At 38.3% G+C, this 14,907-nt stretch carries 5 protein-coding genes and 2 rRNA genes; all 7 read left to right on the forward strand.

Going from position 1 to position 14,907, the window contains the following annotated elements:
- The first annotated feature begins 22 nt into the window (after nt 1–22).
- The 7 genes from greA (at nt 23) to rpoC (ending at nt 14,812) form a co-directional block, all read left to right on the forward strand.
- Entirely contained in the window at nt 23–502 is a 480-nt protein-coding gene (gene greA / locus EXC42_RS00785) for a transcription elongation factor GreA (RefSeq protein WP_012498082.1), read from the forward strand.
- Between the two features lie 326 nt (nt 503–828).
- Nucleotides 829–2,349, forward strand: a 16S ribosomal RNA gene (locus EXC42_RS00790).
- A 220-nt stretch (nt 2,350–2,569) separates the two neighbouring features.
- A 23S ribosomal RNA gene (locus EXC42_RS00795) occupies nt 2,570–5,467 on the forward strand.
- The 16S and 23S rRNA genes sit together here, the layout of an rRNA operon.
- Before the next feature lie 266 nt (nt 5,468–5,733).
- Entirely contained in the window at nt 5,734–6,231 is a 498-nt protein-coding gene (rplJ, locus tag EXC42_RS00800; RefSeq protein WP_012498083.1) for a 50S ribosomal protein L10, read from the forward strand.
- Between the two features lie 63 nt (nt 6,232–6,294).
- On the forward strand, nt 6,295–6,666 hold the full coding sequence (gene rplL / locus EXC42_RS00805; RefSeq protein ID WP_012498084.1) for a 50S ribosomal protein L7/L12: 372 nt from the start codon (nt 6,295–6,297) through the stop codon (nt 6,664–6,666).
- A gap of 158 nt (nt 6,667–6,824) precedes the next feature.
- Complete coding sequence (rpoB, locus tag EXC42_RS00810; protein WP_129648848.1) at nt 6,825–10,418, forward strand: DNA-directed RNA polymerase subunit beta; 3,594 nt, start codon at nt 6,825–6,827, stop codon at nt 10,416–10,418.
- Nucleotides 10,418–14,812 (forward strand): DNA-directed RNA polymerase subunit beta', encoded by a 4,395-nt coding sequence (gene rpoC, locus EXC42_RS00815; protein ID WP_129648850.1) that lies wholly within the window; start codon nt 10,418–10,420, stop codon nt 14,810–14,812. Before rpoB ends, rpoC begins: the two co-directional genes overlap by 1 nt.
- The last annotated feature ends 95 nt before the right edge of the window (nt 14,813–14,907 follow it).

Here is a 14,907-nt window from a genome sequence, read left to right on the forward strand (position 1 = left end):
ATATAAGGAAGACTATTACTATATGCCTAATAAAGAAGAAAAAATTTACCTAACTGCCGATAGTTTTAAACAATATCAAGAAAGACTACAATATTTACAAGAAGTTCTACGGCCACAAGTTATTGAAGAAATTAAAGAAGCTAGAAACCAAGGGGACCTTTCTGAAAATGCTGAATATGACGCCGCTCGGGATAAACAAGCTACCATCGAAAATGAAATTACCGAAATTCAACATATTTTAGATAACTACGAAATTATTAAAACACAAACAAATCGTCAAGTTAGTGTAGTAAGAATTGGCTCAAATGTTAGTGTAGTTTCTTTAAAAGACGACACAGTGATTAATTTTCAAATTGTCGGCGCCCTTGATACTGATCCCTTTAATGGCAAAATTTCTAATACTTCACCATTAGCTAAAGCAGTAATCGGTCGAAAAGCTGGCGAAGTTGTTGAAGTAGAAGCCCCTAACAAATATCAAGTTAAAATTGTTCATGTTGGTTAAAATAAAAAATCGCCTTAAATAATGGTGATTTTTTTAATATCACTAAGTTTTTAAAAAATAAATAAAAATTTTTCGCAAATTCTAAAAAAGCATGTAAAATTAGTAACGTATCTTCCCGAGCCGCACGGCGGCAAGGGTCATTAGGAAAAAGCACTTTTTGAAAAAAATATTTTTTTTAAAAAAATAAAATTAAAGTGTGTATAATGAATACTGCACGCTCTAAAAAATAGAGTTGTGACATAGAAAAAATAGTTCTTTGAAAACTGGATACGAATACCATAACGTCAATTTTAATAATTACAAAATAACAAAAAACCAAATCAAATATTTTTAAGAGTTTGATCCTGGCTCAGGATGAACGCTGGCTGTGTGCCTAATACATGCATGTCGAGCGGAAGTAGCAATACTTTAGCGGCGAATGGGTGAGTAACACGTGCTTAATCTACCCTTTAGACTGGAATAACTAATGGAAACATTGGCTAATGCCGGATGCGCATGGAATCGCATGATTCCGTTGTGAAAGGAGCCTCAAAGCTCCACTAGAGGATGAGGGTGCGGAACATTAGCTTGTTGGTGAGGTAACGGCCCACCAAGGCAATGATGTTTAGCCGGGTCGAGAGACTGAACGGCCACATTGGGACTGAGATACGGCCCAAACTCCTACGGGAGGCAGCAGTAGGGAATATTCCACAATGAGCGAAAGCTTGATGGAGCGACACAGCGTGCACGATGACGGTCTTCGGATTGTAAAGTGCTGTTATAGGGGAAGAACACTTAGTTGAGGAAATGCTTCTAAGCTGACGGTACCCTGTCAGAAAGCGATGGCTAACTATGTGCCAGCAGCCGCGGTAATACATAGGTCGCAAGCGTTATCCGGAATTATTGGGCGTAAAGCGTTCGTAGGCTGTTTATTAAGTCTGGAGTTAAATCCCAGGGCTCAACCCTGGCTCGCTTTGGATACTGGTAAACTAGAGTTAGATAGAGGTAAGCGGAATTCCATGTGAAGCGGTGAAATGCGTAGATATATGGAAGAACACCAAAGGCGAAGGCAGCTTGCTGGGTCTATACTGACGCTGAGGGACGAAAGCGTGGGGAGCAAACAGGATTAGATACCCTGGTAGTCCACGCCGTAAACGATGATCATTAGTCGGTGGATTAATCACTGACGCAGCTAACGCATTAAATGATCCGCCTGAGTAGTATGCTCGCAAGAGTGAAACTTAAAGGAATTGACGGGGACCCGCACAAGCGGTGGAGCATGTGGTTTAATTTGAAGATACGCGGAGAACCTTACCCACTCTTGACATCCTTCGCAAAGCTATAGAGATATAGTGGAGGTTAACGGAGTGACAGATGGTGCATGGTTGTCGTCAGCTCGTGTCGTGAGATGTTTGGTCAAGTCCTGCAACGAGCGCAACCCCTATCTTTAGTTACTAACGAGTCATGTCGAGGACTCTAGAGATACTGCCTGGGTAACTGGGAGGAAGGTGGGGATGACGTCAAATCATCATGCCTCTTACGAGTGGGGCAACACACGTGCTACAATGGTCGGTACAAAGAGAAGCAATATGGCGACATGGAGCAAATCTCAAAAAGCCGATCTCAGTTCGGATTGGAGTCTGCAATTCGACTCCATGAAGTCGGAATCGCTAGTAATCGCAGATCAGCTATGCTGCGGTGAATACGTTCTCGGGTCTTGTACACACCGCCCGTCACACCATGGGAGCTGGTAATACCCAAAGTCGGTTTGCTAACCTCGGAGGCGACTGCCTAAGGTAGGACTGGTGACTGGGGTGAAGTCGTAACAAGGTATCCCTACGAGAACGTGGGGATGGATCACCTCCTTTCTACGGAGTACAATGAAGCCCGATGGTGGCTTCGAGACTAAAAGTTATGGAAAAACATCGTATCCAGTTTTGAGAGAACTAAACTTCTCTCTTTTGTTCTTTGAAAACTGAATATAGACATTGAAAATTAAAAAATTAATATTTCAAAGTTTAGATCAACCTATAGAATACAAAATCAATACAATAGGTCAATACTATACAATTGCATAACAAAAAATACTATTAAACAAGATAAGAGTTTTTGGTGGATGCCTTGGGTCTGGAAGTCGATGAAGGACGTGATTACCTGCGATAAGCCTCGTTTAGCTGGAAATAAGCAATTATACGGGGATTTCCGAATGGGGAAACCTAATTAAGCTAATCCTTAATTATCATATCGATGAATTCATAGTCGAATGAAGAGACACGCTGTGAATTGAAACATCTCAGTAGCAGCAGGACAAGAAAATAAAGAATGATTCCCTCAGTAGTGGCGAGCGAACGGGGAAGAGCCCAAACCAACACAAGTTGTTGGGGTTGTAGGACTACTAACATGAAGTTACAAAATTTACATATAGCAGAACAAGTTGGAATGCTTGGACGGAGAGGGTGAAATCCCCGTAAGCGAAATGTGTAAATCTTCTAGTAGCATCCTGAGTAGGGCGGGGCACGTGAAACCCTGTCTGAATCTGCCGGGACCACCCGGTAAGGCTAAATACTAACCAGACACCGATAGCGAACTAGTACCGTGAGGGAAAGGTGAAAAGAACCCCGGGAGGGGAGTGAAATAGATTCTGAAACCAATTACTTACAGTTAGTCAGAGCCCGTTAATGGGTGATGGCGTACATCTTGCAGAATGGACCGGCGAGTTATGTCAACATGCGAGGTTAAGTGGATTAAAGCGAAGCCGTAGAGAAATCGAGTCTTAATAGGGCGCTTTAGTATGTTGATATAGACCCGAAACCAGGTGATCTACCCATGAGCAGGTTGAAACTTAGGTAACACTAAGTGGAGGACCGAACCGTAGTACGCTAAAAAGTGCCCGGATGACTTGTGGGTAGGGGTGAAATTCCAATCGAACTTGGAGATAGCTGGTTCTCTCCGAAATAGCTTTAGGGCTAGCGTGTAATGTTAAGCGATGGGGGTAGAGCACTGAATATGGAATGGCGGCGCCTAGCCGTACTGACTATAATCAAACTCCGAATACTATCGTGTACTATTATGCAGTCGGTACATCGGTGATAACGTCGATGCACGCGAGGGAAACAACCCAGATCGTCAGCTAAGGTCCCAAAATTGTGTTAAGTGAGAAAGGTTGTGGAATTTCTTAAACAGCTAGGATGTTGGCTCAGAAGCAGCCATCGTTTAAAGAGTGCGTAATAGCTCACTAGTCGAGAGATTCTGTGCCGATAATTCAACGGGACTAAAACACAATACCGAAGCTACGGGCAGTAAAATGCGTTAGGAGAGCGTTGTAAGGGCATTGAAGCCAGACCGTGAGGACTGGTGGAGCGCTTACAAGTGAGAATGCCGGTATGAGTAACGATTCAAAGTGAGAATCTTTGACGCCTATTGGGGAAGGTTTCCTGGGGAAGGTTCGTCCACCCAGGGTTAGTCGGGTCCTAAGACGAGGCCGAAAGGCGTAGCCGATGGACAACAGGTTAATATTCCTGTACTTTCTTGAATGTGATGGAGTGACGGGGGAGGATAGTTTTACCACTTACTGGATTGTGGGGTAAATAATGACGGGGCGTTGTAGGCAAATCCGCAGCGCATAACCTGAAGTTATGATGCATAGTGAAAGGGCGACCAAGTAGCGAATTAGATGATTTCATACCTCTTAAAAAAGCTTCTAACTTAAATTCTGTGAAACCCGTACCGAGAACGGACACACGTCCCCAAGATGAGTATTCTAAGGCGAGCGAGAAAACTATTGTCAAGGAACTCTGCAAAATCATCCCGTAAGTTCGCGAGAAGGGATGCCCACCCTAAAAAGTGGGCCGCAGTGAATAGTAAGGGGGAACTGTTTATCAAAAACACAGCTCTATGCTAAGTCGTAAGACGATGTATATGGGGTGACTCCTGCCCAGTGCCCGAAGGTTAAGCAGAGGTGTTAGCTTATGCGAAGCATTGATGTGAAGCCCGGGTGAACGGCGGCCGTAACTATAACGGTCCTAAGGTAGCGAAATTCCTTGTCGGCTAAATACTGACCTGCACGAAAGGAGTAATTATCTCTTAACTGTCTCGACAATAGACTCGGTGAAATTATGGTTCCGGCGAAGACGCCGGAGACCCGCATCTAGACGAAAAGACCCCGTGGAGCTTTACTATAACTTCATATTGGAGTTTGATTTAACATGTGTAGGATAGGTGGGAGACTATGAAGCGAGGACGCTAGTCCTTGTGGAGTCACCGTTGAAATACCACCCTTGTTACGTTGGACTTCTAACTTGTTACCATGATCTGGTAAGAGGACAGTGTGTGGTGGGTAGTTTGACTGGGGCGGTCGCCTCCTAAAGGGTAACGGAGGCGTTCAAAGTTACACTCAATACGGTCAGAAACCGTATCTTAGAGCGCAAAGGTAGAAGTGTGATTGACTGTGAGACCTACAAGTCGAGCAGGTGCGAAAGCAGGACTTAGTGATCCGGCGGTTCTTCGTGGAAAGGCCGTCGCTCAACGGATAAAAGCTACCCCGGGGATAACAGGCTTATCTTTCCCAAGAGATCACATCGACGGGAAGGTTTGGCACCTCGATGTCGGCTCATCGCATCCTGGAGCTGGAGTCGGTTCCAAGGGTTGGGCTGTTCGCCCATTAAAGCGGTACGCGAGCTGGGTTCAAAACGTCGTGAGACAGTTTGGTTCCTATCTGATGTGGGCGTTGGAATATTGATGAGAGCTACTCTTAGTACGAGAGGACCGGAGTGGACGTACCGATGGTGTTCCAGTTGTTCTGCCAAGAGCATAGCTGGGTAGCCAAGTACGGCAAGGATAACCGCTGAAGGCATCTAAGCGGGAAGCCTCCTCAAAGATGAATATTCCCTTTAAATTCCTTATAGACTATGAGGTTGATAGGCTGGAGGTGTAAGTGTAGTAATACATTCAGCTGACCAGTACTAATAAATTGAATGGTTTAATAGTAATTCTATAGATACAAGTTGATTCTAAATTCAAGTCATATTCAGTTTTCAGAGAACAAGCACAAAAGACCTTTGAGAGGTCTTTTTTTATTAGCTGATTCTTCTTTGAATTAGTAATTAAAAAACTAAAAAAATGTAAAAAACTAAAAAAAATGGTAAAATATGGGGGCAATATATGAAGACAGTAACTGCAAAACGCTTAATTTGTTACCGAGTATGTTTACTTTTTTCTTTTATTGCTAATAATTTTAGAGGAGGATTTCAAGCATGAGTGCGTTAAGAGACGCTAAAACTTTAGTTGTTAAAGAAATCGCTGACAATTTAAGTTCCTCAAAATCACTAATTGTTGCTAATTACAAAACTTTAGATGTTGTTAGCTTACAAACCATTAGAGAAGAGTTAAGCAAGTTTAATGTAATGCTAAAAGTTTACAAAAATCGTTTAGTAAAACATGCCTTAGCTGAACTTAAATACGATGAACTGGCAAAACATCTTGTTGGACAAAACATTTATGCTTTTGCAAAAGGCGATGATCTTTCTGCAATTAAAGCTTTAACTAAATTCAAAAAACAATTTCCTGCCTTGGAAATTGTGGCCGGAATTTATGAAAATAAAGTTGTCGATGCAAAATCGTTAGACGAAATTGCAAAACTACCTTCATACGAAGAATCACTAATGATCTTAGGAAATTCATTAATTAGCCCACTAAGAAACCTAGCAATTGGTCTTAAAATGGTAATTGATGAAGGAAAATGTTTAGCTTAATTAGTTTAAAAAACATTTTTATAACTTTTATTGTAAATAATTTTTCAAAGGAGAAAAACGCTTATGGCAAAATTAACAAAAGCAGAATTTGTTTCTGCACTTAAAGAAATGAACATCAAAGAAGTAATGGAACTTATTGATGGCTTAAAAGAAGAATTTGGAATTGATCCTACTGCAGTTGTTGCAGCCGCTGCTGCTCCTGCTGCTGAAGCCGCTGAGGAAAAAACTACCTTCAACGTAACATTAAAATCAGATGGTGGTAATAAATTAGCTGTTATTAAAGCAGTTAAAGACTTATTAGGTCTAGGACTAATGGACGCTAAAAAATTAGTTGAATCAGCACCAGTTCTACTAAAAGAAAACGTTAAAAAAGAAGAAGCTGAAGAGCTAAAAGCTAAACTGACTGAAGCTAAAGCTGAAATTACTTTAGACTAATAACTTTTTTTCAAAAAAAGGCTTTTACAAGCCGTTTTTTGAATTTTTATAACAAAAAAACACCCTTGAAGAAGTAGTGTTTTATTAACAAGCTTTGCAATAATCATACTACATTGTTTAGTATCGAGCATAAAAATAATTAAATTTAGAGGTAGCATATGGCAATGGAAACAAAATATGAATTAAGAAAATTTGGCCCAATTACCGAAAGAAGGGATTATTCGCTTAGTCAAAAGAAATTTGAAACCCCTGACTATTTAGAGATGCAACGTCTTTCAGTGGTGAAGTTTCTTAATACTGGTATTGAAGAAGAACTACGCGAAATTTATCCAATTGAAACCGCCGGTAAAGTAAGAATTGAATATATACTTAACACCGCTCATTTTGAAATTCCCAAAAAATCAGAATTTGAGTGCATTAAAGAAGCAAAACAAAAAGGTTCATCATACGTTGGTAAGCTAAAAGCAAAACTACGTCAAACCAACATTGAAACTGGTGAAGTTGAAGATGCAGAAGTTGTTTTTGCGGAAATCCCGATTATGACTTACGGTGGTTCTTTTATCATTAACGGTTCAGAAAAAGTAATAGTATCACAGTTGATTCGTTCAACTGGTGCTTATTTTGGTGTTGGAGTACGAAATAAACAAGCAAACGACTTATTTAACAAGGTTGAAATCATTCCCCAAATCGGCTCTTGACTGGAAATCTATCACAAAGTAACTTCAAACGTAGTTGACCCAATTAAAGTTCATATTGATAAAAATAAATCGTTTTATTTAACTGTTTTACTAAAAGCACTAGGTTTTAGTAAAAATGGAATTTATGAAATGTTTGGCCAATCAAAAGAACTGGAGGAAACATTTAAAAAAGACAAAATTCTAGGTGAAACCGCCGAAGATACTATTCGTGAAGCTCAAGAAACAATCTACCGCCTAATTCGTAAGGGCGATCGAATGACCGCTGATAGTGCAAGGAACCTTATTCCTTCAATTTTATTTAACGCCAAACGTTACAATCTTTCCGAAACTGGTCGTTTCACTTTAAATCGAAAATTAAACGTTATTGAAAGAATTGCCAATTCATATTTAGCCGAAGATCTTTTAACAAAAACTGGCGAAGTTAAATACGAAAAGGACACGTTTATCACTTGAGACATTGCTAAACAAATTCACGCCGATTTTGAAGAAGGCATTTTGGCAATGTGAAGACTGCCTGACATTGATAAAGAAGCTTATGGTAGTCAAATTGACAACCCAGGGAATGAAAGTTTAGAAACACGTTTATATGCCCCAAGAGTATGAATTTATCCAACCGAAAAGGACAAGTTAAATGATCATTCTGTGGAAGTGCTAGGAAATGACCCAACAGCAACTGAAACTTTCTTATTAATTCCTGACTTAATTGCTACTATTTCATATTACTTTAATCTAATTGACAAAGTCGGTTTTGATGATGACCCTGACTCATTAGTTAATAAAAGAATTGTTACAATTGGCGAACTTCTACAAAACCAATTCCGTGTTGGATTAATTAAATTAGAAAAAAACACTAAAGAACGAATCTCAGCTAAAGATATTGACAAAATTACACCGAAAAATGTAACTAACAACCGGCCAATTTTCAATCAATTCAAATCATTCTTCAACACCTCGAAACTTTCACAGTTCATGGATCAATGTAATCCGCTTGCCGAAATTTCTAATAAAAGAAGAATTACTTCGCTAGGACCACGGGGCCTTAATAGAGACACCGCTCAATTTGAGGTGCGGGACGTTCACCCTACTCACTTTGGTAGAATTTGTCCAATCGAAACTCCTGAAGGACCAAACATTGGACTGATCTTAAACATGGCTTCATTTGCGCAAATTGATAAACACGGTTTTATTCAAAGTCCATACTTCAGAGTAAAAAATCGTAAAATTGATTTCTCAGAAGCAATTTATTTAACCGCCATTGAAGAAAGTGGTTATACCTTTGCGCAATCAACAATCAATATTAAAGATGACTATATTGTTGATGACCGTGTGCTAGTTCGTTACGATAACGAATACATTGAAGTTAATGCTGAAGAAGTCGATTTTGTTGGTGTTAATAACCGGCAAATTACTTCCATTGCCGCTTCTGCTATTCCTTTCCTAGAAAACGACGATGCTTACCGGGCATTAATGGGATCAAACATGCAACGTCAAGCAGTCCCAATTATTAGTCCAGAAGCTCCTCTAGTAGCAACCGGAGTAGAAGCTGACATTGCTAAATACTCTTCAACTAACACTCGGGCAAGTAAAGACGGAGTCGTGACTTACGTTGATGCTAATGTTATTAAAGTTCAAACGGCGGGTTCATCAAAAGTTGAATCATACCATTTAAGAACTTTTGAACGTAGTAACCAAGGTACCTTGATTCACCAAGTTCCCCTTGTTAAAGTTGGTCAAGAAATTAAAGCTGGCGATTTATTAGTCGATGGCCCTTCGATGAAAAATGGCGAACTTGCTCTAGGAAAAAATATCCTTGTCGGTTTTACAACTTGAAAAGGATATAACTATGAAGATGCTGTGGTTATCTCAGAAAGATTAGTAAAAGACGATGTTTATACATCAATTCATATTGAAGAACAAGTCATCCAATTTCGTCACTCAAAAGCTGGCGAAGATTGATTAACAAGCGATATTCCTAATGCATCGAACTTTTCAAAACGTTTCTTAAATGAAGACGGTATTGTGCGTATTGGCTCAGAAGTTTCAGCAGGTGATATCTTAGTTGGAAGAACCTCGCCAAAAGGTGAAGAAAACCCAACCCCAGAAGAAAGACTGATGGCTGCTATTTTTGGCCAAAAAACTGCTTCAAGAAAAGATACTTCTTTGAAAGTTAAACACGGACATAACGGAACCGTTGTTGCGGTTGAAATTTTAAGTCGTGAATTAGGCGATCAACTTGAAGATGGCATTGAAAAAATTGTTAAAGTATCAATCGCGCAAAAAAGAAAAATTAAAGTCGGTGATAAAATGGCTGGCCGTCACGGAAACAAAGGGGTTATTTCAATCGTTCTTCCGGTTGAAGAGATGCCTTATTTAGAAGATGGTACGCCACTTGACATGGTTCTAAACCCACAAGGAGTGCCTTCGCGGATGAATATTGGTCAAGTGTTGGAACTTCACTTAGGATTTGCGGCTCGTAAGTTAAATACAAAATTTGTTACTCCTGTTTTTGATGGAATTACTCACAACCAAATTAAAGAAATTTTAGAAGAAGCTAATTTAGATTCTAGCGGTAAGACAGTTGTATATAGTGGTCAAACTGGGGAAAAATTAGATAACCCAATTTCGGTTGGAGTTATGTATATGCTAAAACTTTACCACATGGTTGATGACAAAATGCACTCACGTTCGGTTGGCCCTTATTCACTTATTACCCAACAACCATTGGGTGGTAAATCGCAAAACGGGGGACAAAGATTCGGAGAAATGGAAACCTGAGCTATTGAATCGTATGGGGCAACCAATGTGCTACAAGAACTACTAACTTATAAATCTGACAACATTATTGGTCGAAACCAACTATATAATTCACTAGCAACCAATTCACGTTTACCTAAAGCTGGTATGCCAGAATCATTTAACGTACTAGCATATGAACTACGAGGCCTTGGTATTAAACTAGAGGTTCACGAACAAAATGAAAGTGGTGAACTAGATGAAGTTGATAATCGTGTAGATACCAAGTATTATCAAGAAATTGAAGGAGGAGCAGAATAATGAAAAAATCACGTAAATACGCCACTCTTGACAGTGACAAAATTGCTAAAATTTCGCTTGCCTTAGCAACTCCTGACGATGTTGAATCATGATCACATGGTGAAGTTACGAAACCGGAAACTATTAACTACAAAAGCTATAAGCCTGAACGTGGCGGTTTGTTTGATGAAATTATCTTTGGTCCAATGATTGACTATCGTTGTCCAATTTGTGGCCATAAGTACAAGAAAATCAACGAAGGTAGTTTTTGCTCTAAGACTGAACTATGTAAACAAGAAAAAGTTGAAATTCTACCAAAAATCTCACGTCGTAACCACATGGGCCACATTAAGCTAAATAGCCCGGTAGTACATTTTTGATTCTTTAAAGTGGATCACTCAATTATTTTTAAATTGTTAGGTCTAACTGTAGCAGGCCGTCCAAATACAGAGCCAGTTAGAAGAATCGATCTTGAAAACTTAATTTACTACAAAAGCCACATTGTTCTAGAATCAGGCGGGATTAAAGCCTTGCCTAAAAACTTAATTATTGACATTAATGTTGCTGCTGTTATTTATAAAGACGCTCTAGAAGAGTTAATCACTCGTTTTGAGCCAGGGACTGAAGATTATGAAGATATTCGCGAAACTCTTGATAACTTAATTGAAAAAGCATCTTCAAAAATTGGTCAAGACTATGGAATTGACTTCTATGAACTAAACGAAGTAATCGAACATTACTCAGAGGCTAAAATTGGTACTGGCGCTCAAGCAATTGAGTACTTGCTAAAAAATCTTGATCTTCAAAAAGAAAAAGAACTTGTTAGTGCCAAAATTAAAAAGATTAATGATGAAGAAATTATGAGCGGTGCTAAAATCGCTTCAACTTCGCGCCAAACTAGAGAAAAGTTATATAAACGTCTTCAAGTAATTAATGCTTTTATTGAATCAAAACAAGAACCAACTAGCATGTTAATTTATAACTTACCAGTTATTCCCGCTGATCTTCGTCCACTAATTCAATTAGATGGTGGCCGTCACTCAACTTCTGATATTAACGAACTGTACCGCCGGGTAATTATTAGAAATAATCGTCTAAAACAATGACAAGAAAAAGACGCTCCTACTTTAGTTATTCAAAATGAACTAAGAATGATTCAAGAAGCAGTCGATGCTTTAATTGATAATGCTAGAAGATCGCCTAATCCAGTTCTTTCAAAAGATAATCGTCCTTTTAAATCAATCAGTGACGCTTTAACTGGTAAAAAAGGTCGTTTTAGACAAAACTTGCTAGGTAAACGGGTAGACTACTCGGGACGTTCAGTTATTGTCGTTGGTCCTAATTTAAAAATGCACCAATGTGGTATTCCACGGGAAATGGCCGCCAAACTTTTTGAACCTTGAATCATTCACCGTTTAATTGAAAAAGAAGTGGCAACCACAATTAAAAATGCTAAGAAAATGCTAGAAGATCAAAATCCTGTTATTTGACCACATATCGCTGAGGTTATTAAAGGTAGATTAGTTCTTCTTAACCGTGCTCCTACTTTGCATAGACTATCAATTCAAGCTTTTGAACCTGTCTTAGTAAGAGGAAAGGCTATTCGCTTGCACCCACTTGTATGTACTCCGTTTAACGCTGACTTCGATGGTGACCAAATGGCTGTTCACGTGCCAATTTCTGAACGTGCTTTACTAGAAAGCCGTGAATTGATGCTTGCTAATAAAAACATTTTGGGAACTAAAGATGGTGAACCAATTATCAACCCTTCACAAGATATGATTTTAGGAATCTACTATCTAACAATTGAAGAACCAGGTGCTTTAGGAGAAGGAAGAATTTTTGACAATTACGAGCATATGATTCGTGCTTATGAAGCTAAAAAAGTTTCATTACACGCTAGAGTAGCCTTACCAATCGAAGAAGTTAAAAACTCAAAAATTAAGGCATTTGCTTCACGCGAAAGTCAAAGATATATCATCTCAACCGTAGGGAAATTCATTTTCAACAATATCTTCCCAAAAAGTTTCCCATTTATTTTTGACAACAAAGTTACCGAAGCTACCTCACTAGAACAATATAGTGAAAAAGTTAATAAATACATTATTCCGGCAGGAACCAATGTCATTGAACACATTAAAATGGAATTGCCTGTTCTTGATGCTTTTAACAAGAAAAACATTGCTAAAATTATTCGTTATGTTTTTGATAAATATGTTGCAGCTTTAACTCTTCAAGATGTTGCTGGTGTTATTGATCAATTAAATGATGTGCCACTTTCAAATATTGTCTTAAACTATTTGAACCTAAAAACTTATGATGATCGTAAAGTTGACCAAGAACATGCCATTATTCTAGCCGCTCTAACAAGAAGTGCTACTGAAAAAACTAAAGCTCGTAGTCAAAGACATATTGAAGGCTTAGAAGTGCCATTAAATGCTGAAGAAAAAGCTGAAATCCTAGATGATGTTTGATTTAGATACACTAATATGGTTGCTTCTATTCTAGATGATATTAAAGATCTTGGCTTTAAATACTCTTCACTTTCAGGAATTACCTTTGCTATTTCAGATATTTTAGAAACTGATAAAAAACCAGAATACATTGCTGAAGGTGATGCTTACATTGCACAATTAAAACAATACTATAACGACGGACTAATCTCAGACGATGACCGTTATTCATTAACCATTAAAAAATGAACTGATATTAAAGCCAAAGTTCAAGGTGAGTTACAACAAATTATTAAAGAAAATCCTCGTAACCCAATTATTACGATGATTAACTCGGGGGCAAGAGGTAATATCTCTAACTATGTTCAACTTGCTGGTATGCGGGGCTTGATGGCAAACAACACAAAGTCCACTCGTGCTGACGTTAAAAATGAACGGGTAGTTAGAAGTACGGTTGAAATCCCAGTTAAATCTTCATTTATCGAGGGACTAACGGCTTTTGAATTCTATTCATCAACTCACGGAACAAGAAAGGGTGCAACTGATACGGCACTTAACACTGCTAAATCTGGTTATTTAACTAGAAGACTAGTTGACGTTGCACAAAATATTGTTGTACGTAAAGAAAACTGTGGTTCAGACTATGGCCATATTGTTCGTGACATTGTGGACACTAAAAATGGTCAAATTATTGTTCCTTTAAAAGAAAGAATTATTGGTCGTTATGCTAATAAACCAATCATTGGCGAAAAAACCAAACAAGAACTTGCTAAACGAAACACTCTAATTACTGATAAACTTGCCCAAAAAATTATTGATGAAGGCGTTAAAGAAGTTGAGATTCGTTCAGTCTTAGGCTGCAACACTAAAAATGGCGTATGTAAGATGTGTTTTGGAAAAGACTTGGCAACAAATAGGGTTGTTAACATAGGAGAAGCAGTCGGAATTATTGCCGCTCAATCAATTGGTGAACCAGGTACACAACTTACCATGCGTGTCTTCCATACTGGTGGGGTTGCTGGTGCTGAGGATATTACCGGTGGGTTCCCACGGCTAATTGAATTAATCGATGCCCATGAACAACCTTGAGGTCGTCCAGCGGTTATTTCACCTTATGAAGGAGAAATTGTTGAAGATCTAGTAGAAGATAAAAATGTTAACTCGCATTTATTAACTATTAAAGTAGTTAACTCGAAAAAAGAAACCGTTAACAAAAAAGTTCATGTTTACACAACTAAGAAACTAAGGGTTAAAGTTGGTGATCATGTTAAAGTTGGTCAAAAACTATCAGAAGGACCAGTTATTGTCAAAGAACTTCTAGAATTAACTGACACTATCACCGTTCAAAACTACTTACTAAAAGAAATTCAAAAAATCTATCGGATTCAAGGGATTGCCATTTCAGATAAATATATCGAAATTATCATTCGCCAAATGATGTCAAAAATCGTTATTCATGATCCCGGTGATTCAAAATTCTTTGCCGGAGCTATTGTTGACATCTTTGACTATCAAGAAGAAAACGCAACTTTACTATCACAACGTAAACGTCCTGCATTTGGGAAAGTTGTTATTAAAGGAGCAAAACAAGTACCATTACTTTCTGATTCATTCTTAGCAGCTGCTTCTTATCAAGAAACTTCTAAAATTTTGGTTCATGCAGCAATTTCTTCAAGAAGTGATAGCTTATCAGGGCTAAAAGAAAATATTATTGTTGGTAAGAAAATTCCTGCTGGAACCGCGCTATATCCTTTTGAATCACATTCAAAATATGATATTCGTCCATCAATTGATTACTTTAGAAAACCAGAACTAGAAACTAGTGATAGTGAATTTATCCCAGTTGATTTAGAAAGTTATCACCAAGAACTAGAAGATGAACAACAACAAATTATTGAAGTTGATGATTCAGATATTAGTGTTGAAGATGAAGAAAATGACTTCTATGAGAATGAAGATTAGAAACTTCCAAAAATAATAATAAAAATGCTAGGTTAGCAATAACTAGCATTTTTTTAATTGCAAATTTTTAATTTTTATCTTTACTTAAGGTGGAA

The sequence above is a fragment of the Metamycoplasma arthritidis genome, assembly GCF_900660715.1.
Classification (GTDB): Bacteria; Bacillota_I; Bacilli_A; order Mycoplasmatales; family Metamycoplasmataceae; genus Metamycoplasma; species Metamycoplasma arthritidis.